Raw genomic sequence first — 24,532 nt, 5'->3', positions numbered from 1 at the left:
AGCTTTATTTTTGGTCACACGAATGGTCCGATTGAAGGGCTGAACAACCAGACGAAGGTCATTAAGCGCAATGCGTTTGGCTTTCGCCGCTATGACCGGCTGCGTTTGAAGGTGCTATTGCATCACCCATTAAAAGAGCATACAAGTCGAGTAGGATAAACAAAGGAGCAGAGGTGTGTGACAGTCTCTCAATTTGTGCAAAATGAGAAGGGGTGTCATGGCGGAGACGCCTACGGCGGCCTGCGTAAGCAGGTTGGTTCGACATCATTATGATTCATAATGAATGTCGAACTTCCTTTTCCGTTAGCCGAAGATCCTCGCGCGAAGCGCGATAGCTGAGGCAACGCCCGTGGCAAGCGTAGCCATGACACCCCCTACACTTCTATAAAGAAAATATTTAAGTTTTTCAACAGCCTCAGAGGCGTATTGTCTCTACCCCAACATTTGACTTAGAACCTAAAAATCAAGCTTACTAGGCTCACGTTTATGAAATGCAATGAAACGTCGTTGTACGATCCAAAACATCCTTAATCGAGTGAATCAATTCCAGGTGTTTGGTACAAGCTATGCTTTGAGGTGGGGATTGCATGAAGGCTTGGGTAACAAACATTGTACCAGAATATGTGTTCACAAATAGAGACTATAAGCTCCTGTTAATTACAGGCGGCTTATACGCAATGAGTACAGCGCTCTCAAACACGTTTGTCAATGTATACTTATGGAAGCAGACCGAAGACTTAATGATGATTGCACTGTATCAGCTGGCGAGCGTGTTGTTTCAACCGTTAGCTTTTTTCCTAGCTGGACGGCTAACAAAGCAAATGGACCGTACGATTGTTTTACGAATCGGTGTTATTGTGCTCTCATTATTTTACTTGACGGTGTTATTGCTAGGTCAGAATGCAAGCCAAATGATCATCGTGGTTGGCGCACTGCTAGGTTTAGGATTTGGCATCTATTGGTTAGCGTTTAATGTGCTTACATTCGAAATTACTGAGCCGGATACGAGAGATTCTTTCAATGGATTTCTCGGTTTATTCACTTCATTAGCAGGGATGATCGGGCCATTCACTGCTGGTTTAGTCATCCAATGGTTTCCAGGGTTTACTGGTTATCGAACCATTTTCTTTATATCGTTACTGTTATTTGCGGTTGCTGTTTGGTTATCGTTTCGATTTAAGAAACGCTCATCTCCTGGGATATTTCGTATCAGTTCTGTATGGCAGCGGCGTCACGTCGATGATGACTGGCGGCGAATTCTTTTTGCTCACTTCTTTCAAGGGTTACGAGAGGGCGTGTTCGTCTTTGTCATTGTCATCTGGGTGTACATGTCTACAGGCAGTGAGTTGGCACTAGGTACATATGGGCTTGTCACGTCTGGTGTTTCTTTTGTATTTTATTTTCTAGCAGGCAAATATTTAAAAACGAAATATAGAAAAAGAGCAATTTTGACTGGAGCGATTATGTTATACGGGGCGCTTTTTCTTATTCTCCCGGATCGAACGTTTGTGACACTCATCATCTACGGGATTATTATTTCAATGGCGTATCCTTTAATTTTCGTTCCCTACGTTTCGATGACATATGACATTATCGGCAAAGCGTATAAAGCGGCCTCAATGAGGGTTGAATATTTGATCATGCGAGAGTGGTTTACAAATGCGGGACGTGCAGGTTCAATTATTTGTTTCATGGTAGTTGTGAATGCGATTGGGCAAGCGAAAGGAGTTCCCCTCGTCATGTTAATTTTTGGAGCCGGTCACTTATTTTTATACTTTTGCATCCGACCCATTCAAATTTGGTCTTCAAGTAACAAAGATCAAGATTATAATAGTGAGCGTTTGGAAGATGCAAATCGACAAACGTAGTCACAAAATCGTCGTGTTTCATCTCACGAAGGCATGCTACAATGAGTGAAGCAAGTAGTGGAGAGGAGCTTCCCTATGGTTAGAGAACGGCGAAAAAACCACATTCCATTTCGGCTGAATGTGTTGTTTTTTGGTGTGTTCATTCTTTTTTCAGTGTTAATTTTACGGTTAGGGTACATTCAGATTGTTCAAGGGGAATCTTATGATCTGATGCTCAGTTCGCAAGAAGAACAGACGGCAAATGTAGATGCGCCGCGCGGTTTAATGGTTGATCGCTATAACAATGTTGTCGTTGACAACGACTTGCAACTGTCGCTCACATATACGAATACACCGAATAATGATTTAGAGCGATATGAAATTGCTCATGAGCTCATTCATTATTTGAATATTGAAGATGATGACATTGAGTCAGTAAATGCAAGAGAGTGGAAAGATTACTTATTATACAAAGCAACAATTGAAGAATCAGGAGATTTACAAGATCGTGTTGATTCTTTGGTGACGTCAGAAGAAGGGAATGAGCTTGAAGATGATGAATTTTATCAACTTCAATTAGACCGATTAGATGAAAATGAAATTATGGAATCTTTTGATCGAGATGAGCAAGAGGCGGTCGTCATTTGGGCGGAAATGCTTAGCGGGTACAATTACTCGCCAAATCGAATAGCGAGAGGGTTAACGCAGGAAGAAGCCCACCAAATGGCAGAAATTCTTCATGACCTTCCGGGTACAGATATTATGCGTGATGCCGAACGAATCTATCCTTACGGCGAGTCATTTCGCCGGTACTTTGGCGGCACAGGTTCAATTCCAGCAGAGCAGATTGAAAACTATGTCGGCCATGGGTATGAGCGAAGTGACGTCGTTGGAACGTCATTTTTAGAGTCCTATTATGAAGATGTGCTTCGCGGTGAGAAAGCGGTCATGAGAACGGATGCTGAAGGTAACGTAACAACTGACCCCGGCAGACGCGGGAATGACTTGATGCTCACGATTGATATGGCATTGCAACAAGAAGTGGAAGAGATTATTAATCAAGAAATGACAGGCAATTTTATTGCTGATCGGGAAGCGTATGTTGTCATGATGGAGCCAGACACCGGAGAGGTTCTAACGGTAGCAGGATATAATGGCGAGAACCTTGGAGCAACAACGAGTACCTTTGAAATGGGTTCAACGGTGAAGCCAGCGACTGTGCTCGCAGGTTACCATCATGGAGTTATTGACCACGGAACGGTTGTAAATGATTCACCGATTACGAGTATTCCAGGTACACCAACGATCCGTTCTTGGCAAACGATGGGTTATGTTAACGACGTAGATGCGATCCGGCGTTCGTCAAACATTTATATGACCGAAATTGCCATGAGGTTAGCAGACTATAACATGTCAACGAATCAGTGGGGTTCCTTAGGATATTCTTATCAGGCACTCCGTAATCACTATGCGCAGTTTGGATTAGGGACGGAAACAGGTATTGATTTGCCTTCCGAATCGAGTGGATATATTGGCAACAGCCAATCCGGTTTGGTGTTATTTTTGAGCTTTGGTCAATTTGATACGTATACACCGATGCAACTGGCGCAAATGAGTGCAACAGTGGCTAATGATGGTAAACGAATGAAGCCGAGGCTAGTGAAAGAAATTCGAGAGCCGAGCACGGATGAAGAGTATGACCAAGGTTCGGTCGTCCGTCAATTCGAGCCAGAAGTACTAAACACGGTTGATAATTCAACGGCTGATTTTGAACGAGTACAGTTAGGCATGCGCCAAGTCGTTGCGACCGGTGGTCAAGGCGGTGGGACGGCATACAGCTACTTCAATGGTTCAAATCAAGTGAGCTATGAAGCTGCAGCAAAGACGGGGACCGCAGAGGTGGAGACGCAAAGTGGCGTGCGAGGGAACAACCAGACGATGATCGCGTATGCGCCTTACGACGATCCGGAAGTTGCGATTGCCGTCGTCGTGCCAAATGTGGCCTTAGATAGTTCAGGTGGACGGCAAGGAATTGCGAACCATATTGCAAGAGAGTCGTTGAGTGCGTACTTTGACTTAAAAGAAGACCGAGTAAATCCACAGAGAGAAGAAGACGAGGCAGAAATCTATGCAGACCCTGAAGAAGGGGTAGAAGATGATATTGAATAACAAAGAAGCAGACCTTATAGGTCTGCTTCTCTTGTGATTACACGAATAATCTCTTCAGGAGATAATGTGCTTTCAATTTCATAGAATCCGGTTTGGATAAGCATTTCTAAGTTGGCGTCATGAATCATCGTTTGAAATTCGTCTGCGTCCTCAATCATTTCTGCTCGTTCGAGCAGTTCGGCAACTTCGCCACTGCTCATGCCGGAGCTAATGGTCATATAAAGTGTATCCGTCGTCTCGCTCGTTTGTTCTTCATCCTCTGAGACGAGACCGCGCTCTTCAATTTCTTCAAGCAGTGCATCGTCGTCGTAGTAATCCAGTCCGCTTTCTCGGACGAGTGGTGTATTTTCCACTTCTGGCGTTTCTTCGCTAGATGCGGTTTCTGGTTCGTCTTCTATGACCCAACTGGCTGCAAGCACAATCACGCCAGCAAATAAGAACCCGATGGCGATGCCTCTGGCAGATTTACTTGTCATGCATATCGCTCCTTTACATGGTCAGGAAGCAAATGAATCACTTCATCCTCATGCAACTGTAGCGACGTTGCGATTTGTTCAATTGAGAAGCCTTGTTCGTATTTTAAATTAGCCGTAACGGTTAGCTGTTGCAACGACGAAGTCTTCTTTTGATTTCCTTCAGGAGTAGTGAGAATCTCGTCTTCAAGTCTTTTTACTTGAGATTGGAGTTCGTACACATCTCCCATTAATTGTAGTGCATCCTCTTCTCTTTGTTTACCCGCACCCGTTTCTTGTTTTTGGGCGTATAGAGAATACAGCATAAAAAGAGCACTTAATAGAAATAGCACTCCTGTAAGTACTAACATGATGATCACCTCATCACCATTATACAACGAGTCGAACATAACTTCATCTTGATTTATTTTTATAAAACTGTTAGTATATGTTGGTATGATTGCGATGATAGGAGGGATACGGATGCGCGTACAGGTAACACTTGCATGCACGGAAACAGGTGACCGCAACTATATAACGACAAAAAATAAACGAACAAATCCAGAGCGTATTGAAATGAACAAGTACAGCCCAAGACTTAAAAAACATACGCTCCACCGTGAAACAAAGTAAGCAGCAAAATTTTTGCTGCTTCTTTTTGTAGAGAAAAGGAGTTCGGTATCGAGTGGACCAACAGAAAAAAGACATACGCAAACACATAACCGCTCAGTTAAGTCAGCTGTCTCAAAACGACAAGGAAAAGCGCGCAGAACCGTTAATCGAGCAATTGCTTATGGACCCATTTATAAAAGAAGCATCGACTGTTGGAATTACACTAAGTACGGCTCAGGAAATACCCACCCAACCTGTAATTGAGAAGCTTTGGGAAGCAGGAAAACATGTGTTGATTCCTTATGCTCACCGAAACAGAGTGTTAACGTTTCATCAATATACAAAACATACAAAACTAATGAGAAGTACATATGGCATTCTTGAGCCTGATCCTCACGAATCAAAAGACGAGAGTGAACGGTTAGATGTCGTCATCGTTCCAGGCATTGCATTTGACTGTGATGGGTTCCGCTTAGGATATGGCGGGGGTTACTATGACGCCTTTTTAAGCCGAACCAACGTAAAAACGATCAGTATGCTTTATCATTTTCAATACATACACAAATTGCCGCGTGAGCGTCATGATATTCCTGTACAAAAACTGATTGTAGAAAAGAGATTGTAATGGAATTTATTTTAGTTATATTTATTGCACTTGCTGCACTACGAGTGCGGGCATTGTCTCTATTTGGCGCACTCTCCGCTACAGGTGTAGGTTTTATTATTGCTTACTTCTTCTCCTGGGAAGGGCTCATTGTGCTAGGTGTATTTTTCGTGAGTAGCACGGTGTTAGGTCGATTGCCGGCACGAACGTTCACACGAGAGAAAGAACAACGGACTGCCTGGCAGGTGCTTGCCAACGGGGGAGTAGCAGCAGGGAGTGCGTTGCTTTACCCTTGGCTTGGTGAGCTTTCCATCATCATGTTTGTCGCTTCACTAGCTGCTGCTGCGAGTGATACGTGGGCAACAGAACTGGGGCGACGTTTTGGAGGAAGGCCGTATCATTTGCGCAAACGATCGATTGGCGAAAACGGTCTGTCAGGAGCGGTGTCGATTGTCGGTACATTTGCAGCGCTTTTGGGTAGCTTCTTCGTCTCATTGGTCGGCTGGTATGTATTTTCTTTAGATGCATGGACCTTGGTGATTATGACAGTAGCAGGCTTTGTCGGCTCAATCATCGACACCGTTTTTGGCGCGTATGCCCAAGAAGAACGAAAATGCCGTGTGTGCCAACAGAAAACGGAAAGTCTTGTGCATTGCCGGAAGCAGACAACGTTCGTACGGGGGGTTCGTTTTCTCGGAAATAACTCCGTAAATACGCTTTGTACGTTGTCGGCAGCCATCGTCGTTTGGTTTTTTGCATAGCGATGTGAACAACGCCGCACACTAAGCAGAAATGTGCGGAGGTATGTAAAATGAAGAAAACGATTTTCTTATTGCTGTTAGTACTGGTGGGCGTCGGGTATTGCAATCGGCACCGATTGCTGAATCGACTGCTCATGAATGAAACGAGACGAAGAGTGCTCATTAAACTGATGATGGAGATTCCCGCGTTCAGAAAGTATATGATGAAACGGTATTCGCCTTTTCGTATGCAACAATAACTTTTTTTAAAGGATGAAGCAGAAATATTCGCATGAACGGATGGTTGTGGCTTACTATAGAAGAGAGCAGAATGAAACCGATAAAGGATGAATGCAATGGAAGTTAGAGACCAAGATGTTCTCTTTTGGGAGCTCGCTGACCACCTTGTGACAAAACACGGGTTTCAAGCCATCCATGTGAGTGGTGATCGAAAGCAATTGTGGTTAGAACGCAATACGAAAGATGAAGTGTCTGTGTTAAGCTTGTCCAAGATTGACATGTCTTGGAGTCGGGGTTTGGACGAGTTCATGAAGCAGACGTTGCGTCAGTTTCAAATGTTAAAGACGCCTTCTAAACGTAAAGAAGTTCACTATTACAACATATACATCACATCAATTGCGCCGGTTGATGATTGGAAAAGTAAAACAGGAGAAATTTTATATACGGATGCGTCAAAAAAAAGACCGATGCATACGAAACTATTTGCATCGTCAATCGGTGCGCACCACGGTGACGATCTTCACCGTTTTTTGAAAGGATTTAAAGCAGAAGAAGGGTTTCCTACCCGAGAAGACATGCTAGAACATGAACCGAAAATAAAAGAAGATCGAACGACGGTGAAACGAAAGCGTGTGCTTAGACAGATGGAGCGTGAGCGTGAAGAAGTGACGCGTGTTTTTACTTACGGAAAGCCACGCTTTACGATGATTCTTCTTGCCGCTATCCTCCTCGTGTTTTTGCTATTAGAAACGCGAGGTAGTTCACAAGATGTGCTCGCACTCATTGATTTAGGAGCAAAATACAATCCGGCGATCGATGCAGGCGAATGGTGGCGACTCGTTACCTCGATGTTTTTGCACATCGGAATTTTCCATTTGATCATGAATGCTCTTGCGTTGTTTTATCTCGGTACTGCGGTAGAGCGAATTTACGGTTCAACTAGATTTATTTTCGTGTATCTCTTTGCAGGTTTGATCGGTTCAATAGCAAGTTACGCGTTTACAGCTCAAGTGTCTGCCGGTGCATCTGGTGCAATCTTTGGTTGTTTCGGGGCCCTTCTTTACTTTGGTCTTGTGCATAAGGAATTATTCTTTAAAACGATGGGCAAGAGCCTGCTCATTATTCTTGGGATTAACCTCGTCTTTGGAACGGTCGTACCGATGGTCGATAATGGTGCACATATTGGTGGACTAGTTGGTGGGTTTTTAGCGGCTTCAATCGTGCAACTTCCGAATGTGAAGACGTCACTCATGCGAAGTGTTGCTGGAGCCGTTGCTCTCGTAAGTTTAGGGGTAGGCGTATTTTTGTATGGTTATCACTCTGACGGAGCGAGCAATCCCCTGCCTTTAGTTGAGATGCAAATGAGCCAAGAGTTATTGGAAGAAGAGCGCTACGATGAAGCCTATGAGGTGATGGAAGCAGTCATTGACCAGGCAGAAGCGCCGGAAGCGTTCTTTGTAATTGGCAATAGTGAAATCGGTCGTGGAAATTACGAAGAAGCAAAAGCGTATTATGAACAAGCGATTGAAGAAAACCCAGCGTTTCACGAAGCGGTGTACAATCTTGGATATACGTATTATCAACTAGGGGACGAAGAACAAGGTAGGCAATACGTAGAAGAAGCACTAGACATGGATCCTGGTAATGAACATTATGAAGATTTCTATGAAAAAATGGAAGGCAACGGACAATGAATAGAAGCTGGGCGACAGGAGATGTTGCCCAGCTTTTTTCGTGTTTGAATCATTCACTGGACGAACCCGGCATACACTATATGACTGAGGTCACTGAAAAAAAGCGAACCACGCTCTACGCTACTTGTGAACGCGAACCATTGGGTCCGACCCATGTGGGGAGTAGCGTTACAATCGGAAATTATCCTATCATAGAAGCGTTTATGTGGGGATTCAAGTTAAAAATGGTTCCTCATTCAAGCAAATGCCATCATAGACACGGCCTAATTGAGATTTTCTATGTATTATAAGCGAAACATTGTTATATGTTTTTCTATTTCCCTTTTTCAGTGAGCTTTATATGACTAGTCATGTGGATGTGGCAAAGGAGCGGTTGTTATGATAGCGGCTTTTATGGTTGCTGCTTCATTTGGAGCGATGCTCGTGCATCAGCGCATTGCTGATATTGAAAAATGGATGGTGTTATTTGCGCTCTTGTTTGCAGGGTCGGGGTATATCGGTCTTGCTCTTTCAAATGGCTACTTATCTTGGATCCCTAATTCCTGGCTTAGCGGCTTGTGGTTAACGTGTACGGTCGTTTTTATTACAGCAGCAATTATGACGTATCACCCGTATTTTGGTTATTTTGGAAAGAAGGATATACGATTGTGGTTGAGTATGATCGGTTTGTTCGTGCTTACAGGAGCGCTTGTTAATGTTTGGTTTTCAACACTAATTACGTTCCTTCTCCTCATCGTCATGTTTGGCGTCGGATTAATCGCTGGCTTTTTCATTCAAAATCATTTGTATGTACAGTGGGCAAGAATAAATTGGCTTCCTTATGTTCCACTTTTATTTCTTGTTTTCGCTACAGCTGGAAAATTGTTATAATAGGTGTAATGAAATCTTTTCACACGATTTATGACATTCGACAATATTTACTGAACTACAATACCGTCATTTACACGAGAGATCCCAAAGAGGATCTCTTATTAATGGAGGAGGAGCTTCGAACATTGTATGAGTTTGGGCTCATTGAAGCAAAGCAATACGTTCAAGGGCGAAGTATACTAAGAGGAGAGGTGCAACGATTAGAAGAAAAAGGTGACCGCCCGTAATTAGAGAGGGGAACACTCATGACAAAGTATGCAATTGGTGCAGACGTTGGTGGCACTTCGGTAAAAATGGGGATCTTTACCGATAAAGGCGCGATGATTGACAAATGGAGCATTCCGACCGATACAAGCAATGAAGGCGTTAATATTAGTGAAGATGTAGCAAAAAGCATACGTGAACAGCTGCAAAAATCCAATATTTCTAAAGATCAAGTGATTGGTGTAGGCGTCGGTGTGCCTGGTTTTGTGAATGAAGACGCAGGACGGGTTGATTTTGCAGTGAACATCGGCTGGCGAAATTACCCTTTACAAAACAGCTTATCAGAAGCGCTTCATTTGCCGGTCTACATAAATAACGATGCCAATATGGCTGCAGCGGGTGAATACTGGCAAGGGGCCGGAAGGAATAGCCGGTCAGCATTTTGTGTCACCCTAGGCACAGGTGTTGGCGGTGGGATTTTATTAAATGGAGACGTCGTCAATGGGCCGAGTGGAACCGGTGGTGAAGTTGGGCATGTAACCGTTGTCCCTGGAGGTCGTTTATGTTCTTGCGGTCGACGAGGCTGCCTTGAAGAATATGTTGGAATGAAAGGGTTTTCTTTAAACCTTAAAGAGCGACTCGCATCAAGTGGACAAGCGACCCAATTACATGCAGAAAGTGAAGTGTCGGAACTGTTTGTCGCAGCGAACGAGGGTGACGAATTGGCACAAGCGGTGATCGACGAAAGTTTGTACTACTTGGGACTCGTATTATCAAATGTGGTTACGTTATTGAATCCAGAAAAGATAATTATTGGCGGCGGGATTTCTGCGGCGGGGGACCAATTGCTGGAGCCGCTGAAGAAACATTATGAGCGTTTCTCATTAGAGCAAGCGGACCGTTCACTTTCATTTGGTATCGCAGAGCTTGGGAATGACGCAGGTATTTACGGTTGTGCATGGTTAGTCATCAACCGTGAGAATAAGAATTTTACATAAGGGAGTAATGAATAATGAATAGAACAATATCCGTACTTGGTGCGCCGCTCGACTTAGGTCAAAACCGACGGGGTGTTGATATGGGGCCGAGTGCCATTCGTTATGCCGGAGCGATTGAGCGACTAGAAGCACTTGGATATGAGGTGAATGATGACGGAGACATCGTTGTGGAACGATCAATCAAAGAAAATCAAGAAAACTTAAAACATTTATCTGCCGTACAAGCAGCGAATGAAACGCTCAAGACATCCCTTCACCAAATTGTTGGCAACGGCCACTTCCCACTCGTGTTTGGGGGTGACCATAGTATCGCGATGGGAACGTTGGCAGGAATTACCCCTCATTATGACGAGCTCGGCGTTATATGGTATGATGCACACGGAGATCTTAATACCGATAAGACTTCTCCGTCAGGGAATATTCATGGAATGCCACTCGCTGCAGCGATCGGTCATGGACATTCGTCATTGACCTCTTTATTTGATGGTCAACACGTGAAGGAGAGAAACATCGTGTTGATTGGAGTGAGAGCACTTGATGAAGCGGAGAAGGCATTTTTAAAAACATCAGCGATTACCGTTTTTACAATGCATGAAGTCGACCGATTAGGCATGTCAGAAGTGATGACAAGAGCGTTGCAGACGCTCGAGCATTGTGATGGAATTCATTTAAGCTTAGACCTTGACGGGCTCGATCCAATTGATGCACCAGGCGTAGGCACTCCAGTGACAGGGGGGCTCACTTATCGAGAGAGTCATCTTGCGATGGAAATGTTAGCGGAATCAGAGCGAGTGACATCATGTGAATTTGTCGAAGTCAATCCAATTTTGGATGAGCAAAATAAAACGGCAGAAGCGGCCGTTGCATTAATGGGATCATTATTCGGAGAGAAGTTAAAATAACTGGAGGGGACACTTGTCTCATGGACACAAATGAATACCGAATTGAACGAGATTTTTTAGGGGAGAAACACGTCCCGGCAGATGCCTATTATGGCATTCAAACGGTCAGAGCGATTGAGAACTTTCCAATTACAGGATATCCGCCACATCCCGCATTAGTTCAGGCTTTTGGTTATGTAAAAAAAGCTGCGGCAATGGCAAATCGTGACGTAGGAAACCTTAATAAGACACTTGCAAGTGCAATTATAAAAGCAGCTGAGGAAGTCATTGAGGGTGAACATAATGATCAGTTTGTCGTTGATGCCATACAAGGTGGAGCCGGAACGTCATTTAATATGAATGCAAACGAAGTGATCGCCAACCGAGCGATTGAAATTTTAGGCTACGAAAAAGGCGACTATATGCGCTTGAGTCCAAACACTCACGTAAACATGGCGCAATCAACAAATGATGCATTTCCAACAGCCATTCATATTTCAGCACTCAAACTTTCTAAAGGCTTGCAGAATGCGCTAGATTCGGTAATTGATACGTTGGCTAAAAAAGAGTCAGCGTTTGATGATGTAATTAAAATGGGAAGGACGCATCTTCAAGATGCCGTGCCGATTCGTCTCGGTCAAGAAATGGGAGCATACCGACGTATGCTTGAACGAGATCGTGAGCGATTGCACCGAGCACTGGACCATCTTTATGAAATTAATATGGGAGCAACCGCTGTTGGAACGGGTTTAAATGCACAACCTGAGTACATTGAGACCGTTTCCACTTATCTTGCACAGTTAACGGGAATGCCACTTGTAAGTGCCGAGCACCTTGTTGATGCAACGCAAAACACAGACAGTTACACGGAATTGTCCGGGTCATTAAAAGTACTTGCGATTAACCTATCAAAGATGTCAAATGACCTTCGGTTAATGAGTTCTGGTCCAAAAACAGGCTTAAACGAAATTAATCTACCACCTAGACAACCAGGAAGTTCTATTATGCCAGGGAAAGTGAACCCGGTTATGTGTGAAGTGATGAATCAGATTTCTTTCCAAGTCATCGGAAACGATCATACCATTTCTCTTGCTTCCGAGGCAGGGCAACTAGAACTCAACGTTATGGAACCTGTACTCGTATTCAATCTGTTGCAATCATTATCGGTATTGGAAAATGGACTTACCGTTTTGCGTAAGTATGCTTTAGAGGGAATGACGGCAAATGTGGAACATAACGAAGCTCAAGTTCATAAAAGCGTAGGCATCGTGACGGCAATTAATCCACACGTCGGATATGAAGTCGCTTCAAGAGTTGCAAAAGAAGCGCTTTCTACCGGTCGGTCTGTAAAAGAGATTTGTTTAGAGCGTGGAATTCTAACAGAAGAAGAGCTAGATGAAATATTAGATGCACAAGAAATGACGAATCCAGGTATTGCAGGCAAGCGATTTATGGAGTAAACAAAAGAGATCTGGCCGTAATTTGTCGGCCAGATCTCTTTTTTACGATGAAAAAACTTTCTGTAGCTTTGACAGTGCAAATGCGAGATCTTCTTCAGAGATTGTGAGCGGGGGCGCTAACCGTAATACATTTTCATGAGTTTCCTTGCAGAGCATGCCTTCTGCCATTAGCGCCTCACAATAAGGACGCGCGGGTTCGTGAAGTTCTATACCGATAAACAGTCCGCGACCACGCACTTCTTTTATCGCTGGGTGCTTAATTTCTTTGCACTTATTAATGAAAGCAGTGCCAAGCGAATCTGCACGTGCTGGCAATTGTTCATCTTCAATGACCTCAAGAGCAGCTAAGGAAACCGCACAGGCAAGTGGGTTGCCTCCAAAAGTAGATCCGTGTGATCCGGGTTCAAATAAGCCTAATATGTCAGCATCAGCACATACTGCTGAGATTGGCATGACGCCTCCACCTAATGCTTTGCCGAGAATAAACATATCAGGAGAGATGTTTTCGTGGTCACAAGCGAACATCTTTCCTGAACGACCGAGCCCACATTGTATTTCGTCAGCAATCATTAAAACGTCATGCTTGTCACACACTTCTCGTACGGCTTTTAAGTAACCGTCTGGTGGAAGGAGAATGCCGGCTTCCCCTTGAATTGGTTCAAAAATAAATGCTGCCGTGTTCTTCGAAATTGCCGCTTCTAAAGCTTCAGCATCACCGTAAGGGATGACCGTAATGCCAGGAAGCAATGGCCCAAAGTCAGCTTGATATTCTTCGTTTGAAGATAAAGATACCGCTGCCATTGTGCGACCATGAAAGTTGTCGGTACACACAATAATTTCTGCTTGATTTGTTGGAATGCCTTTCACACGATATCCCCATCGCCTAGCTGCTTTAAGCGCAGTTTCGACCGCTTCAGCGCCCGTGTTCATCGGAAGAATTTTTTCTTTGCCTGTGAGTGTCGACAGCTTCTCATAAAATGGACCAATCTGGTCGTTATGGAAAGCTCTAGACGACAACGTAAGGCGGTCCGCCTGCGCTTTTAATGCGTTAATAATGTGTGGATGACGGTGTCCTTGGTTTACAGCAGAGTAGGCGCTCAGCATATCAAGGTATTGATTCCCCTCTGAGTCAGTTACCCAAGAGCCGCTCCCTTCAGAAATAACGACAGGTAAAGGAAGGTAGTTCGGTGCTCCGTAACGATCATGCTGATCAATGAGTTGTTTTGACGTTGACATAATGAAAAACTCCTTTCAACCTTAATAATGCAATTTTCGTGCCATTGTATGTATGACGTGTCATCGGCTAGCTCGTTTGCTATAATAATACTCGGATGAGGGGTGGAGCGCGTGAAACTATCAGCACATATGCTCGGACAATTTATTGACCTTTTAGAGACAGGTGTGCACATCGTTGATCGAGATGGCGTGACGCATTATTATAATAAAAAAATGGCTGAGATTGAAGGCCATCAAAAAGAAGAAGTTGTACATAAGCCGATTCAAGATGTGTTTACATTTGCTGATCCAGATAATAGCACGTTACTTCAAGCCATTCAAGAACAGCAGGGGAGTTCTCGCATAAAGCAATCGTATGTGAATCGTTACGGACGAGAGATAACAACCATCAATCAAACTGCTTTACTCATAGAAAATGATCGTGTGCAAGGGGCGGTAGAAATTGCGCGAGACGTGACCCGCCTTGAAGAGTTCATACGTCATAATACGAACAAGCACAATGGCACGTATACGTTTGATCATTTAATTGGGGATTCTAAGGCGATGATCACTGTCATTGATGAGACAAAGCGAGCGACAAGAACTTCATCCTCTGTCTTATTGTATGGAGAAACGGGCACAGGCAAAGAGCTTTTTGCTGAAAGCATTCACTCCGGAAGCAATCGCTCAGACAAGCCGTACATTACCCAAAATTGTGCAGCCATTCCTGAACAACTGTTAGAAAGTATACTGTTCGGTACGGCAAACGGAGCCTTTACAGGGGCAAAAGATAAACCTGGACTTTTTGAGCAAGCACATGGAGGAACGTTGCTATTGGATGAAATAAACTCACTCCCACTTGCTTTGCAAGCGAAACTACTGCGTGTACTACAAGATAAAACGGTGAGAAGGGTTGGGGGAACTCGTGACGTCGTTGTGGATGTGCGCATCATTGCATCTATGAATGAAGAGCCTGATGAAGCGATAGAAAATGGTGTGATGCGAAAAGATTTGTACTATCGATTGAACGTAGTTGCGATACGTGTGCCACCTCTTCGAGAGCGGTCAGGGGATATCGACTTGCTCGTTCACGCGTTTGTTCATAAGTTTAATCAACGATTTAAAATGCATGTCCAGTCCGTTGATCCAAAGCTGTTGACGATTTTACTCGAGCACGATTTTCCTGGAAATGTCCGAGAGTTAGAGCATCTCATTGAAGGGGCAATGAATGTTATAGATGAAGATGAAAAAGTGCTTACAATTGACCATATGCCAAATTATTTTGCGCAACGGTTTCGGCAGCATGCGATAAGGGAGCCGGCCGAATTATTTGATGAATATATGAAACGGTGTGAATCGCAATTTCTTCAAGAAGCCTTACAGGCATACAGAGGCAATATCACAAAAACAGCGGAGGCGATTGGAATGAGTAGGCAAAACTTGCAATATCGACTCAAGAAGATAAAACAAAAAAGGGACAAACGATCATGAAGCGTGGACTTTATGCGATTACCGGAGAAGAATTACACCCTAATCGGGAAATGGTAGAGGTTATGGAAGAAGTGCTCCTAGGTGGTGCGAGCGCATTGCAGTTACGTGATAAAAGCAGCTCAAAGTACGACCTTATACAAAAAGGCAGAGCATTAAAGCGGCTTGCCAGTCGATTTGGAGTTCCGTTTTTCATGAATGATCATTTAGATGTAGCGCTTGCAGTCGATGCTGACGGTGTCCACTTCGGTCAAGGAGACTTTCCGTTAATTGAAGCGAGAAAATTACTTGGTCATCAAAAAATCATAGGGATTTCTACACATTCGATTGAACAAGCGCAAGAGGCAGAGCGAAACGGTGCGAATTATATCGGTGTCGGCCCGGTGTTTCAAACGAATACAAAAATCGATGCCGAACGAGCCATTGGTGTTTCTGGGTTTCAAGAAATTGCATCGTCAGTACGAATCCCTACGGTGGCAATTGGTGGCATTAACGAGCAAAATGCAAGTGATATTATACGAGCAGGTGCTAAACAACTCGCGGTGATTAGCGGTGTAGTAGCGAAGGACAATGTAAAAGAAGCGGCAAAGTACTATACGAATTTGTATGACGGGGAGCGAAATAATGTTTAAAGGCAGTAACAAATGGATGTGGATTATACCCGGCGGATTAATGATTGCATTGTTTATTGGTGGTTATATGTATGTCACAGGAGCAGACAGCATCGACCACGATGAACTTCAAGAAGTGGTTGAAATTGATGCAGAAATTGGCGATACAACCGTTGACGTGCATTGGGACTGGGGAATGTTACCAGAAGGTGAATTAGAAGGAGAAGAATATGTAGGGATCACGCTCTTTAACAGCGATGGGGAGCAGATGTCTGGTGATCAAATTGACGAGGCATCGGTGACGTTGTTTCAAAGTGGCAATGAAGTGTATGCACGAGACGGCGAAATCGTTGATGACGGTGTGATTTTGTCATTTCCAAACCGACTCGATACGTACAACGTTTATGGAGTTGAAGGTCATGCGGAAATTTCGGTGAGTGAAGAAATAGAAGAAGTGACTGTCTATTACCTTCATACGTGGGAAACTCATGCTGGCCAAGGAGGAGACGATCCAACCTTTGAAGAACCGCCATTCCCAGGAATGGATGGCTTTGATCACTTCTATTGGGTAATTGAAGAGACATTTTAATCGTTTTAGCAGGTGGAGTTTCATCTGCAATTTGAACGGAAGCTTGTACTTTAGCGTACAAGCTTCCGTTTCTTCATCATCGTGACGATCTCGCGTCTGCTACGCTCAGCTCAACGTGTGCACCTGCGGGGTCTATGACGACGAATGTAGGTGAATCTTGGAGCGAATAACCCAAAGCGCGAAGTCGTTCTACCGCTTGTGTGCGGGTGTGCTCATCTGGGTACATCAGGGAATAGCTTATCATTCCAATTTGGCGCTCACTTCGACGTGGAGCATTCGTTCCAGCCCAAAGGTTAAAGGCAAGGTGATGATGATAGTTTGCCTGCGCCATAAACAACGCCTGATCACCGTACGTAGTCATGACAGCAAAGCCAAGCCCATTTTCATAAAAATGGCGAATGTCATCAAGGTTATGCACGTGAAAGTGCAAATGTCCGATACGAGTATGAGTAGGCAGCACAGAAAATGGTGCTTGCTCTCTTACTGCCAGTAGTCCGTCGACATCGAGCCTCTCCGTCGCCATAACGACTTGTCCTGAATGATAGGACCATGACGCCGCTGGTCGATCGGCGTATAATTCAATGCCATTGCCTTCCGGATCAGCGAGGTAAAAAGCTTCACTTACAAGGTGATCAGATGCACCTTGCACTGGGTAGTTATTTTCAAGCAAATGATACACAAGTTGACCGAGCAGTTCACGGTTTGGTAGCAAAAAAGCGACATGAAATAGTCCGAGCTGTCTCGGACTTTTATCCGCTACACCAGCTGTTGTTTTTAACGTCAGTAAAGCGTCCTCTCCATTGGCACCGAGATAAAGCTCAGTTTGAGATTCCTGTATTACCGTCAATCCTAACTGTTTCGTGTAAAACTGTTTCTGTTTTTCCATGTCCTGAACCATTAGTGTAAGATGGTTTGGGAACACGGTTGGTGGAGCGTGAAAGGGGGCATTGGACATATAGAAACACTCCTAAGTCTTTTTTTAAAAGTGTAATGATCGTATATACAAAAAGCAATGGTTTGATTTTTGTGCAACAACGTGTTCGCTTTCTCATCTGTCTACAGGACGAGGATTTTATATCGTTGCTCTAATTGTCTCAAAAACGGCTTTTTATGACGATGGGTAGAGTAAAAGTCATCATTATGAATCTGAACTGCCACATTAAAGAGTTGTTGAGAAGGTGAATACCGCTGTCCTATATGATGACCGTGGAATACTCGGTTTATTTGTAAGTGGGCAAAAGCCTTGAGGTTTCTCGTACCAATCGCAAGAAGCTATACATAATGAACGTAACATTTTCCTAATTGGGCAGTTTGTTGTTGCTTTCCACTGCAGGCGGATGCTTGTACTCCAGAGCACAAGTGCAACATCGGTGGTCAAAGTACGCCCACCGTGTTTTCTTGATACACCGTAGCACAAGGGCGACATCGGTTCATGTTTCTGCCTCCTGGCTACGGTATGTGGAAAGAAGTCCAAATGCCCCATATATTCATTAATGTGACACTTGAGAAAGAAAAATTGGGATTTTAAACGTGAATGCGCACATAAACGGTGTCAACTGTCACAAATAATGCGTTTTGTAACAGTTGCGTGCCGAAAGTGTCCGGTTTGAGGGCTGGATTGTCACATACATGACCGGCTATCACATGCTTGTGCCAGGTGGTGAGCCTCGGTCACGACATTTTACCGTTCGGCAAACGTTTTTCGTGTTGCCCTCAACTCTTGCAGTGACGAACAACGATCAGCAACGAGATAAATTTCAACACGCAATATGCAAACACTCACCCGCAAAGACCCATCTCGGTCATTCGATTCAATGAATTTCTTTCGTTCAACTTATATAGATTAAAATCTACTAGAAGGATTCATCGCCTCACTTGAACAGCTACATGTTTACACTTGTTCATGTTGCACATGAATGATTTAAAAATTTTTTCAACTTTTAAGAAGGAAAAGAACAAAACGTGTCGAATCTTCGTAGTTGAGAGAGTCGTATAGTATAATTGAAGGTGGTGAACCATTGAATGTGTCCACGACAGAGCAATGCGTAAGTTTGTTTGAAAAGGCAAAACAAGCTTATGCCACCGATGTTCATTTTCATCCACTCGAAAAAGAGACGATTGTGTCGTTTCGAATTGAAGGGATGATGCGAGAGCATCAACGAATGAAGAAACAGACAGCAGAACGAATTGTCGCCCACTTGAAGTTCCATTCTGGAATGGATATTGGCGAGCGCAGGCTTCCCCAAAACGGGGCGATTACCTTTCACCTTAGCGATGGCAGCTTGTCTATACGTTTATCAACGGTCCCGCTCCGCAATGGAGAACGGATGGCTGCTAGACTTCTCCCCCTCAGCACAGACATTCACCTATCTCAACTTCCAACAACTACCGAACCAGTCCAACAGCTTCAAAACCTTTGTCGGTTGCCAGATGGCCTCGTTATTTTTACTGGACCGACGGGTTCAGGTAAGACGACTTCGCTTTATGCAATGCTCCAACACCTCGTTGCGATTGACTCCCGCCATATCATTTCAGTGGAAGACCCAATTGAGAAGCCTCATGATACGTATACTCAACTTCAAGTAAACGAGCAAGCAGGGTTGGATTATAGCGAAGCACTTAAAGCGGCACTGCGTCATGACCCAGATGTTTTGATGGTCGGAGAAATCCGAGATGAAAAAACTGCACAAATTGCGGTGCGTGCCGCAATGACGGGTCATCTTGTGCTCACCTCACTTCATACTAGGCATACAAGTGGTGCTCTCGTTCGATTGCTGGAGTTTGGTGTGCCACCTAATTATCTAGCGGAAAGCCTCGTAGCGGTCATTGCTCAACGTCTCGTTTATACGGATACGAAAAGAGATGTGTTTGTGCATCAACGAAAAGCTGATTATCAGTTCTTAACTGGTGACGAATTAAGAGAGGAATTACATCACTTTGCAGGTGAAGCGTTAACGGCGTCATCAAACCCTTGCTCAGTAGGGAGGGTGAACAGATGAAACGAAAGTGGCCCCAAGCCAAAAAAGCGAAATTCTTCTTGAACCTGGGTCGTTTGCTGCGTCGTGGGTATACGCTGAACCACGGAGCAAAACTGCTAAGTTATAATGGAGGCGACATCGCCAAAGCTCGAACCGATGAATGGCTATTGAGCTTGGAAGAAGGAAAGCCGTGGCAAGAAGCCATTAAGGCATTACAAGTTCCAAGTGATATTGAAGCTTATTTGCATTTCTCAGAACGATACGGCATGATTGCAAACGGATTTTATTTTGCAGGAAGAATGTTGCATGAACGAGAACAAGTAAAAACAAAAATTCGTTCGGTGCTGCGTTATCCCATCCTTCTATTATGGGTCATTATGCTGTTGTTTTTCGTTATGACGTTTTTCGTCTTTCCTCAATTTGAAAGCTTGTTCAGCACAATGAATATTGATTATCCCCTCATTACGACGTTTACCTTCGCGCTATTTCAGTCCATCCCATACATTTTATTGATGTTCGTGTTTATCTTTTTGCTTGGATTTGTTGCGTATCAGCTTTGGTTCAAATCCAAAACCGCCATTGAGAAATTGCACTATTTTTCCCGTGTTCCGTTTGTAAGTACGTTGCTTCGCATTTACGTCACTTATTCAATTAGCTTACAGTTTGGCCACCTTTTACGAGGTGGACTTGTCGCTCATGACGTGTTACGTGTGTTCATTTCTCACGAAAAACGCTCACTGTTCTCAGAGGAAGGCAAACGCCTTGAACAGTTGCTTGATAGTGGAACTTCACTTGATGAAGCGTTTTTAGACGGGGGCATATATACGAAAGAGTTCCCTGCCATCGTTCGTCACGGCCAAGATGCGGGTCAGTTAGCGGATGACCTCGTCCATTATAGTGAAATGCTATTTGAAGAAATGAATGAACGGACAAAACAGCTCGTATTTTCAATTCAACCGATTATGTTTCTCGTCATTGGGATGGCAATGTTGTTGTTATTCATGTCCATTTTCATTCCGATTTTTCAACTCATCACGTCCATCGACGGATAAAAGGAGATGATCCCTTGGAAAAGAATGAACAGATTGAACGATTAGAAAAACGACTGTTGCACGTTCAATACGAACTTGAACGTCTTCAGAAATACATTGAGAAACTAGAATATCAGCAGCATGATGATACCGAAAAAATTGTCACAATTTTATATAAAAAGAAGGAGGAAGTGCGGTCATGAAACAATTTTGGAAAAAACAGGGAGGATTTACATTGATAGAAATGATGATCGTCTTGCTCATTATTTCAGTGTTACTACTCATCGCCATTCCAAATATGGTGAAAAACAGTGAGGTCGCGCAGTCCAAAAGTTGTGAAGCAACGATTGATTTGTTAAGAGCGCAAGCAGGGAGTTATGAAGTTCAATTCGGGAAACCACTCACAGACTTAAAAGACTTGCAATCGGAAGGGTTAGTCGATCGCATTACGTGTCCGAATGGCGATACGATCTCATTAAAAGATTTGGAGATCGGTTCGAATTAAGCGGGATCAAGGGTTCTCATTGATGGAGATGTCATTAGTACTACTCATTGTTTCGATCTTTCTGCTGTTGCCGCTTTTGCATTTTCAATCTGTGACGAAACAACAAGAAATTACGACATTTGTTGACCGCTTAGTGGAAGACCTACATTATACACAGCAATTGGCGTTGACGCGTAACCGCTCAGCGAGATTGTACATTCAGCCTGATAACCACCGGTATCGCATATTGGTAGCTAACGAAATTGTAAAGCAGGTTGAAGTGCCGGAGTACGTTGTATTTAGCGGCTCGACCATCCGTCCGGACCAAATTATCTTCAATCGCAATGGCAACTTGAGCTATTCGGGGAGCTTTGAAGTGTATGCAGATCATGCGCGATTTCAATTTACCTTTTTAATTGGTTCGGGGAGGTTTTATTATGTTCGAAGATAAAGGATTTACACTCATTGAAGTTGTGTCCGCCCTTTTAGTGTTGGTCATTATCACAGCTGGAACGATTCCGGTTGCTACGCAATTACACGAAGAACGAGAAGCTGTATCCCGTTCTTATGATGCTCTCCACCTTCTTCTTTATGAAGAGCAAAAGGACATTGTAGAAAAAAATGGCGTGCAATATGTGCGTAAAGGAAGCGCCTCAAATGGGTGTGTAACGTGGAATGATTCATCTGGGAAGGAGAGGGAGGTATGCATGCAAAAGCCTTAAACGATCGAGGGTTTACGTTGCTTGAAACGATGGTGGCGATGATGATTTTATTCTCTGTACTTGCTGTAATTCCGCTAGCCATGAAGGCTGTGCAACCGCTCGGTATGGAGCGGTTGCACCACCAGCATGAGATGTTTGTATGGTTTCAGCAGTTGCAAAGAGAGGCGATGCATACGAAAGAGTACATCGTTCACAACCGCCACTTACTCACGATGGTGGATACCGATGGAACAGAGCGGATGATCCGGATGCGAAACGGTAACCTCGTCCAGCAAGTCGATGGAAGAGGTCACACGATTTTGCTAACGAACATCGATCGGTTTTTCGTGGAAACTTCTAACGATGGAGGCGTTCGGGTGACGATTACAAATCACAACCGAGAGCACGAACAAGTGCTGGAAAGATCAAACGCCTTGGAAGGAGAATTCATATCGGTCAAAAGGGTGCAATGATGCCACTTGTTCTTATTATTGGGTTCTTGTGCTCGTCTTTTGTAGGTGCACAAGCGTTGCTACTTGTCACTGAAGTGAAGATGTTTGCAGCGTATCAATCGTCTCATCAAGCAACGTTAATATTAAAAGCAGGTGAGAAGAGATGGTGGCAACTTTATGAAAACGGACAAACAACGACCGCTGATGAGTGGGAAGTTACTGGAGGAAGATTCCGGTACACGATGACAGGAACTTACGGTGAAGGTTATCAAGCGGTCAATTTCTTCGCTGAGACGGGCAAGGACATTATTCTTCAACATCGGTTTCATGTGAAGACCGAATTCCCTCCAGAAGATGAAGATGAGCCGACAATTTCAGAGCGTATAGAAGGGAAGAAGGATAGCGATTAACGTCGCTGTCCTTTGTCGTGTATGAGCATAATATCATCGTTTTTTGGCAACGATATAGAAGAGGAGATGATCACGATGAACCCGAATCCTTATTTAAAATATTTGGTTGAAACTTTTTTACGGGGTATGGAAAACTTCTTTTCTTCGGAAACCACATACCGAGAACGCAGACAGGCAAGGAAGAAACGAAAGCTAAGAATGTTTACAATGTTTGGGCTAATCCCGACAGCAATGAAGATTAGCTACCGTCGTGCAAAGAAAAAACCAGGTGCACGTTTGATCTTAGCAGGAAAAAGGGGAAAGTGATTTACAAGCAGAATTCATTTCATATATAATGGGAGTATCGAGAAGGACAATCTTTTGAGTTCTGCAGCTAAGGAGGGAACAAAATGAACAATGAAATGGGCCGCATGTTTAGAGTCATGGGATTCTGGACTGGTATTTTTGCTGTCTTGTTCTTTGTTGGACACATGTATGAAATGGCACTTATATTCTTTGCGCAAACGGCAGCTTTTGTAGGTCTAGGGTTTATGAACTTGTCAGAGCGTAATTATGTATACATTTTCGGCGCGTACCTTACTTTATTTATGGTTGTGTTTTCAGTGTATACAATTTTCATTATGGAGCCTGCATTCGGTCACTAAGGTATACATAAAAAGGCGGTGGAGTTCCGCCTTTTTCACCTGTCTTACAATCCGTTGAGGAATGGGTTTTGATCCATTTCTGCTCCAATGGTCGTCGCAGGTCCGTGTCCAGGTGCCACATGTGTAGACTCTGGAAGAGTGATTAACTTTTGGTGAATGGTCGTCATGAGGGTTCCCTCATCGCCACCAGGTAAATCGGTGCGGCCGATTCCACTTTGAAACAAGACATCGCCAGAGAATACGGTTTCGGATGAAGAATGATAATACGAAACACTTCCTGGAGAGTGGCCCGGCGTTTCAAGTATTTGAAACGAGAAGTCACCGATGGTAAGTTGACCCTCTTCTTTAATGATTTGATCTGCGGGTTTAACGGTGAATCCATTGCCGCCTAAGAAATTGCGAGAACGATTGAGCTCGTCATCCATTAGCCATTCTGCTTCGTTTTGGTGCACATACACCGGAACAGAGAACGCATCACGGATGTGGTCAACCGCTCCGATGTGATCAAAGTGGGCATGAGTTAACAAGATGGCTAGAGGCTTTAAAGAGGCGTCGCGAATGGCTTTTTCAAACGCTTCCCCATCACCGCCGGGATCAAATATAATCGCTTCTTGGTTGTTACTTTGAAGCACATAAGCATTCGTTTGAATCGGTCCTAAAGGGACTTGTGACCATTTCATGAAGTAATAACTCCTTTCCATTCTTTCTCGTCCATTGTACACAGGATGAATCGGTTTGAAAAGAAGGTCACAACGACGCAAATGCGTGCAGTTTTAAGAAACTCAAATAAAATTCCTAATAAGGAGAGAACAATTATGGCAATGGCTGCGATTACTTTGGCTGTAGCAATTTTATCTGTAATTGCTTTTTTTAGAGAGTTGAAACGTCGGAACTTTATGGGTGTAGGTTTTTCTTTTGCTAGCATCCTCGTATTTGGATTCTTCGGTGTGATGACCCTGATTTCAGGCGCACCAGAAGCCTAAGATAAACCGGAAGACATTGTCTTCCGGTTTATTTTTTTGGCTCTACATTAAATGTTGGGGTGGAAAAACAACTGAGGCAAAATAAAATACGCAGGCTCCTTTGTCCTCTATACTTGAATTTGCCGAAACAAGTCATAGACAAGGAGCTGCGTATCCATGCATTTTATCACATCAT

The 24,532-nt window shown here is 43.8% G+C and carries 32 protein-coding genes; 27 read left to right on the top strand and 5 right to left on the bottom strand.

Features of this window, described 5'->3' with window-relative positions; all coding sequences use genetic code 11:
* From ACE1TF_RS20180 to ACE1TF_RS20170, 3 genes are all read left to right on the top strand, one after another.
* A partial coding sequence (locus tag ACE1TF_RS20180; protein ID WP_375019430.1) for a transposase occupies positions 1-159 on the top strand: 159 nt, incomplete at its 5' end.
* A 428-nt stretch (positions 160-587) separates the two neighbouring features.
* Entirely contained in the window at positions 588-1,868 is a 1,281-nt protein-coding gene (locus tag ACE1TF_RS20175; protein WP_375019425.1) for an MFS transporter, read from the top strand.
* Between the two features lie 75 nt (positions 1,869-1,943).
* Entirely contained in the window at positions 1,944-4,016 is a 2,073-nt protein-coding gene (locus ACE1TF_RS20170) for a peptidoglycan D,D-transpeptidase FtsI family protein (protein ID WP_375019423.1), read from the top strand.
* 14 nt (positions 4,017-4,030) lie between these two features.
* On the opposite strand, the gene ACE1TF_RS20165 is transcribed toward ACE1TF_RS20170, so the two are convergent.
* On the bottom strand, positions 4,031-4,492 hold the full coding sequence (locus tag ACE1TF_RS20165; RefSeq protein WP_042399492.1) for a hypothetical protein: 462 nt from the start codon (positions 4,490-4,492) through the stop codon (positions 4,031-4,033).
* Positions 4,489-4,839 (bottom strand): hypothetical protein, encoded by a 351-nt coding sequence (locus ACE1TF_RS20160; RefSeq protein WP_375019421.1) that lies wholly within the window; start codon positions 4,837-4,839, stop codon positions 4,489-4,491. Before ACE1TF_RS20160 ends, ACE1TF_RS20165 begins: the two co-directional genes overlap by 4 nt.
* A gap of 112 nt (positions 4,840-4,951) precedes the next feature.
* On the opposite strand from ACE1TF_RS20160, the gene rpmG reads away from it, so the two are divergent.
* The 10 genes from rpmG to aspA all read left to right on the top strand — a co-directional run bounded on the left by rpmG (position 4,952) and on the right by aspA (position 12,771).
* A complete protein-coding gene (gene rpmG / locus ACE1TF_RS20155) occupies positions 4,952-5,101 on the top strand; it encodes a 50S ribosomal protein L33 (RefSeq protein ID WP_042399487.1) in 150 nt (49 codons plus the stop codon).
* 52 nt (positions 5,102-5,153) lie between these two features.
* Complete coding sequence (locus ACE1TF_RS20150) at positions 5,154-5,705, top strand: 5-formyltetrahydrofolate cyclo-ligase (protein WP_375019419.1); 552 nt, start codon at positions 5,154-5,156, stop codon at positions 5,703-5,705.
* The gene (locus ACE1TF_RS20145) at positions 5,705-6,445 is read left to right on the top strand and encodes a DUF92 domain-containing protein (protein WP_375019417.1); all 741 of its coding nucleotides are present in this window, start codon (positions 5,705-5,707) and stop codon (positions 6,443-6,445) included. Before ACE1TF_RS20150 ends, ACE1TF_RS20145 begins: the two co-directional genes overlap by 1 nt.
* Positions 6,446-6,495: 50 nt before the next feature.
* Positions 6,496-6,684 (top strand): hypothetical protein, encoded by a 189-nt coding sequence (locus ACE1TF_RS20140; RefSeq protein ID WP_042399485.1) that lies wholly within the window; start codon positions 6,496-6,498, stop codon positions 6,682-6,684.
* A 96-nt stretch (positions 6,685-6,780) separates the two neighbouring features.
* Positions 6,781-8,358 (top strand): rhomboid family intramembrane serine protease, encoded by a 1,578-nt coding sequence (locus ACE1TF_RS20135; protein WP_375019415.1) that lies wholly within the window; start codon positions 6,781-6,783, stop codon positions 8,356-8,358.
* 378 nt (positions 8,359-8,736) lie between these two features.
* Positions 8,737-9,228 (top strand): hypothetical protein, encoded by a 492-nt coding sequence (locus tag ACE1TF_RS20130; protein ID WP_042399478.1) that lies wholly within the window; start codon positions 8,737-8,739, stop codon positions 9,226-9,228.
* An 8-nt stretch (positions 9,229-9,236) separates the two neighbouring features.
* Positions 9,237-9,455: a YqgQ family protein gene (locus ACE1TF_RS20125; RefSeq protein ID WP_042399474.1), complete on the top strand. Its 219-nt coding sequence runs from the start codon at positions 9,237-9,239 to the stop codon at positions 9,453-9,455.
* Positions 9,456-9,473: 18 nt separating this feature from the next.
* A complete protein-coding gene (locus ACE1TF_RS20120) occupies positions 9,474-10,430 on the top strand; it encodes an ROK family glucokinase (protein ID WP_375019412.1) in 957 nt (318 codons plus the stop codon).
* A 14-nt stretch (positions 10,431-10,444) separates the two neighbouring features.
* Entirely contained in the window at positions 10,445-11,332 is an 888-nt protein-coding gene (gene rocF, locus ACE1TF_RS20115; RefSeq protein WP_375019410.1) for an arginase, read from the top strand.
* Positions 11,333-11,352: 20 nt separating this feature from the next.
* Positions 11,353-12,771, top strand: coding sequence for an aspartate ammonia-lyase (gene aspA, locus ACE1TF_RS20110; RefSeq protein WP_375019408.1), 1,419 nt, complete (start codon positions 11,353-11,355; stop codon positions 12,769-12,771).
* A 42-nt stretch (positions 12,772-12,813) separates the two neighbouring features.
* Here the strand turns inward: aspA and ACE1TF_RS20105 are convergent, their stop codons facing one another.
* Positions 12,814-14,007: an ornithine--oxo-acid transaminase gene (locus tag ACE1TF_RS20105; RefSeq protein WP_375019406.1), complete on the bottom strand. Its 1,194-nt coding sequence runs from the start codon at positions 14,005-14,007 to the stop codon at positions 12,814-12,816.
* 111 nt (positions 14,008-14,118) lie between these two features.
* Between ACE1TF_RS20105 and ACE1TF_RS20100 the strand changes: the two genes are divergently transcribed.
* Genes ACE1TF_RS20100 through ACE1TF_RS20090 form a run of 3 tightly spaced genes read left to right on the top strand, consistent with a single transcriptional unit; the run spans position 14,119 to position 16,674 of the window.
* Positions 14,119-15,477, top strand: coding sequence for a sigma-54 interaction domain-containing protein (locus tag ACE1TF_RS20100; RefSeq protein WP_307189746.1), 1,359 nt, complete (start codon positions 14,119-14,121; stop codon positions 15,475-15,477).
* The gene (gene thiE, locus ACE1TF_RS20095; RefSeq protein WP_375019403.1) at positions 15,474-16,106 is read left to right on the top strand and encodes a thiamine phosphate synthase; all 633 of its coding nucleotides are present in this window, start codon (positions 15,474-15,476) and stop codon (positions 16,104-16,106) included. The genes ACE1TF_RS20100 and thiE overlap by 4 nt, the downstream gene beginning before the upstream one ends.
* The gene (locus tag ACE1TF_RS20090) at positions 16,099-16,674 is read left to right on the top strand and encodes a hypothetical protein (RefSeq protein ID WP_375019401.1); all 576 of its coding nucleotides are present in this window, start codon (positions 16,099-16,101) and stop codon (positions 16,672-16,674) included. Before thiE ends, ACE1TF_RS20090 begins: the two co-directional genes overlap by 8 nt.
* Positions 16,675-16,750: 76 nt before the next feature.
* Here the strand turns inward: ACE1TF_RS20090 and ACE1TF_RS20085 are convergent, their stop codons facing one another.
* The gene (locus ACE1TF_RS20085; protein ID WP_375019399.1) at positions 16,751-17,629 is read right to left on the bottom strand and encodes a VOC family protein; all 879 of its coding nucleotides are present in this window, start codon (positions 17,627-17,629) and stop codon (positions 16,751-16,753) included.
* A gap of 1,069 nt (positions 17,630-18,698) precedes the next feature.
* On the opposite strand from ACE1TF_RS20085, the gene comGA reads away from it, so the two are divergent.
* The 10 genes from comGA (at position 18,699) to ACE1TF_RS20035 (ending at position 23,374) form a co-directional block, all read left to right on the top strand.
* Positions 18,699-19,673 carry a competence type IV pilus ATPase ComGA gene (gene comGA, locus ACE1TF_RS20080; protein ID WP_375019428.1) on the top strand — a complete coding sequence of 325 codons (975 nt, stop codon included), beginning with the start codon at positions 18,699-18,701 and terminating at the stop codon, positions 19,671-19,673.
* Entirely contained in the window at positions 19,670-20,704 is a 1,035-nt protein-coding gene (gene comGB, locus ACE1TF_RS20075; protein ID WP_375019397.1) for a competence type IV pilus assembly protein ComGB, read from the top strand. Before comGA ends, comGB begins: the two co-directional genes overlap by 4 nt.
* A 14-nt stretch (positions 20,705-20,718) precedes the next feature.
* On the top strand, positions 20,719-20,886 hold the full coding sequence (locus ACE1TF_RS20070) for a hypothetical protein (protein ID WP_193744692.1): 168 nt from the start codon (positions 20,719-20,721) through the stop codon (positions 20,884-20,886).
* Positions 20,883-21,188, top strand: coding sequence for a competence type IV pilus major pilin ComGC (gene comGC / locus ACE1TF_RS20065; RefSeq protein WP_042399455.1), 306 nt, complete (start codon positions 20,883-20,885; stop codon positions 21,186-21,188). The genes ACE1TF_RS20070 and comGC overlap by 4 nt, the downstream gene beginning before the upstream one ends.
* Positions 21,166-21,618, top strand: a complete 453-nt coding sequence (gene comGD, locus ACE1TF_RS20060) for a competence type IV pilus minor pilin ComGD (RefSeq protein ID WP_373900543.1) — start codon at positions 21,166-21,168, stop codon at positions 21,616-21,618. Before comGC ends, comGD begins: the two co-directional genes overlap by 23 nt.
* Positions 21,605-21,889, top strand: a complete 285-nt coding sequence (locus ACE1TF_RS20055) for a type II secretion system protein (RefSeq protein ID WP_042399450.1) — start codon at positions 21,605-21,607, stop codon at positions 21,887-21,889. The genes comGD and ACE1TF_RS20055 overlap by 14 nt, the downstream gene beginning before the upstream one ends.
* A complete protein-coding gene (locus ACE1TF_RS20050; RefSeq protein ID WP_375019394.1) occupies positions 21,871-22,341 on the top strand; it encodes a competence type IV pilus minor pilin ComGF in 471 nt (156 codons plus the stop codon). The genes ACE1TF_RS20055 and ACE1TF_RS20050 overlap by 19 nt, the downstream gene beginning before the upstream one ends.
* Positions 22,341-22,730, top strand: a complete 390-nt coding sequence (locus ACE1TF_RS20045) for a hypothetical protein (protein ID WP_375019392.1) — start codon at positions 22,341-22,343, stop codon at positions 22,728-22,730. The genes ACE1TF_RS20050 and ACE1TF_RS20045 overlap by 1 nt, the downstream gene beginning before the upstream one ends.
* A 75-nt stretch (positions 22,731-22,805) precedes the next feature.
* Positions 22,806-23,036, top strand: coding sequence for a YqzE family protein (locus tag ACE1TF_RS20040; RefSeq protein ID WP_042399442.1), 231 nt, complete (start codon positions 22,806-22,808; stop codon positions 23,034-23,036).
* A 95-nt stretch (positions 23,037-23,131) separates the two neighbouring features.
* Positions 23,132-23,374 (top strand): DUF2626 domain-containing protein, encoded by a 243-nt coding sequence (locus ACE1TF_RS20035; protein WP_042399557.1) that lies wholly within the window; start codon positions 23,132-23,134, stop codon positions 23,372-23,374.
* Between the two features lie 44 nt (positions 23,375-23,418).
* Here ACE1TF_RS20035 and ACE1TF_RS20030 read toward each other — a convergent pair whose 3' ends face one another.
* The gene (locus ACE1TF_RS20030; protein WP_375019390.1) at positions 23,419-24,054 is read right to left on the bottom strand and encodes an MBL fold metallo-hydrolase; all 636 of its coding nucleotides are present in this window, start codon (positions 24,052-24,054) and stop codon (positions 23,419-23,421) included.
* Positions 24,055-24,189: 135 nt separating this feature from the next.
* Between ACE1TF_RS20030 and ACE1TF_RS20025 the strand changes: the two genes are divergently transcribed.
* Positions 24,190-24,357: a DUF2759 domain-containing protein gene (locus ACE1TF_RS20025; RefSeq protein ID WP_081829129.1), complete on the top strand. Its 168-nt coding sequence runs from the start codon at positions 24,190-24,192 to the stop codon at positions 24,355-24,357.
* Positions 24,358-24,532: the final 175 nt, after the last annotated feature.

This window comes from Geomicrobium sp. JSM 1781026 (genome assembly GCF_041949955.1).
In the GTDB taxonomy this organism is placed as follows: Bacteria; Bacillota; Bacilli; order Bacillales; family Marinococcaceae; genus Geomicrobium_A.
The sequence above is the reverse complement of the archived record's forward strand: the minus strand, read 5'-3'. Positions and strand labels throughout refer to the sequence as shown.

Excerpts from the sequence above, each read along its gene's own strand:
- ACE1TF_RS20140 (WP_042399485.1), top strand. The coding sequence starts at position 6,496 with ATGAAGAAAACGATTTTCTTATTGCTGTTAGTACTGGTGGGCGTCGGG.
- ACE1TF_RS20055 (WP_042399450.1), top strand. The coding sequence starts at position 21,605 with ATGTTCGAAGATAAAGGATTTACACTCATTGAAGTTGTGTCCGCCCTT.
- ACE1TF_RS20035 (WP_042399557.1), top strand. The coding sequence starts at position 23,132 with ATGGGCCGCATGTTTAGAGTCATGGGATTCTGGACTGGTATTTTTGCT.
- thiE (WP_375019403.1), top strand. The coding sequence starts at position 15,474 with ATGAAGCGTGGACTTTATGCGATTACCGGAGAAGAATTACACCCTAAT.
- ACE1TF_RS20030 (WP_375019390.1), bottom strand. The coding sequence starts at position 24,054 with ATGAAATGGTCACAAGTCCCTTTAGGACCGATTCAAACGAATGCTTAT.
- ACE1TF_RS20045 (WP_375019392.1), top strand. The coding sequence starts at position 22,341 with ATGCCACTTGTTCTTATTATTGGGTTCTTGTGCTCGTCTTTTGTAGGT.
- ACE1TF_RS20120 (WP_375019412.1), top strand. The coding sequence starts at position 9,474 with ATGACAAAGTATGCAATTGGTGCAGACGTTGGTGGCACTTCGGTAAAA.
- ACE1TF_RS20050 (WP_375019394.1), top strand. The coding sequence starts at position 21,871 with ATGCATGCAAAAGCCTTAAACGATCGAGGGTTTACGTTGCTTGAAACG.
- ACE1TF_RS20090 (WP_375019401.1), top strand. The coding sequence starts at position 16,099 with ATGTTTAAAGGCAGTAACAAATGGATGTGGATTATACCCGGCGGATTA.
- rocF (WP_375019410.1), top strand. The coding sequence starts at position 10,445 with ATGAATAGAACAATATCCGTACTTGGTGCGCCGCTCGACTTAGGTCAA.
- ACE1TF_RS20175 (WP_375019425.1), top strand. The coding sequence starts at position 588 with ATGAAGGCTTGGGTAACAAACATTGTACCAGAATATGTGTTCACAAAT.
- ACE1TF_RS20040 (WP_042399442.1), top strand. The coding sequence starts at position 22,806 with ATGAACCCGAATCCTTATTTAAAATATTTGGTTGAAACTTTTTTACGG.
- ACE1TF_RS20145 (WP_375019417.1), top strand. The coding sequence starts at position 5,705 with ATGGAATTTATTTTAGTTATATTTATTGCACTTGCTGCACTACGAGTG.
- ACE1TF_RS20135 (WP_375019415.1), top strand. The coding sequence starts at position 6,781 with ATGGAAGTTAGAGACCAAGATGTTCTCTTTTGGGAGCTCGCTGACCAC.
- ACE1TF_RS20105 (WP_375019406.1), bottom strand. The coding sequence starts at position 14,007 with ATGTCAACGTCAAAACAACTCATTGATCAGCATGATCGTTACGGAGCA.
- ACE1TF_RS20085 (WP_375019399.1), bottom strand. The coding sequence starts at position 17,629 with ATGTCCAATGCCCCCTTTCACGCTCCACCAACCGTGTTCCCAAACCAT.
- comGB (WP_375019397.1), top strand. The coding sequence starts at position 19,670 with ATGAAACGAAAGTGGCCCCAAGCCAAAAAAGCGAAATTCTTCTTGAAC.
- ACE1TF_RS20165 (WP_042399492.1), bottom strand. The coding sequence starts at position 4,492 with ATGACAAGTAAATCTGCCAGAGGCATCGCCATCGGGTTCTTATTTGCT.
- ACE1TF_RS20130 (WP_042399478.1), top strand. The coding sequence starts at position 8,737 with ATGATAGCGGCTTTTATGGTTGCTGCTTCATTTGGAGCGATGCTCGTG.
- ACE1TF_RS20160 (WP_375019421.1), bottom strand. The coding sequence starts at position 4,839 with ATGTTAGTACTTACAGGAGTGCTATTTCTATTAAGTGCTCTTTTTATG.
- comGC (WP_042399455.1), top strand. The coding sequence starts at position 20,883 with ATGAAACAATTTTGGAAAAAACAGGGAGGATTTACATTGATAGAAATG.
- ACE1TF_RS20025 (WP_081829129.1), top strand. The coding sequence starts at position 24,190 with ATGGCAATGGCTGCGATTACTTTGGCTGTAGCAATTTTATCTGTAATT.
- ACE1TF_RS20170 (WP_375019423.1), top strand. The coding sequence starts at position 1,944 with ATGGTTAGAGAACGGCGAAAAAACCACATTCCATTTCGGCTGAATGTG.
- aspA (WP_375019408.1), top strand. The coding sequence starts at position 11,353 with ATGGACACAAATGAATACCGAATTGAACGAGATTTTTTAGGGGAGAAA.
- ACE1TF_RS20125 (WP_042399474.1), top strand. The coding sequence starts at position 9,237 with ATGAAATCTTTTCACACGATTTATGACATTCGACAATATTTACTGAAC.
- rpmG (WP_042399487.1), top strand. The coding sequence starts at position 4,952 with ATGCGCGTACAGGTAACACTTGCATGCACGGAAACAGGTGACCGCAAC.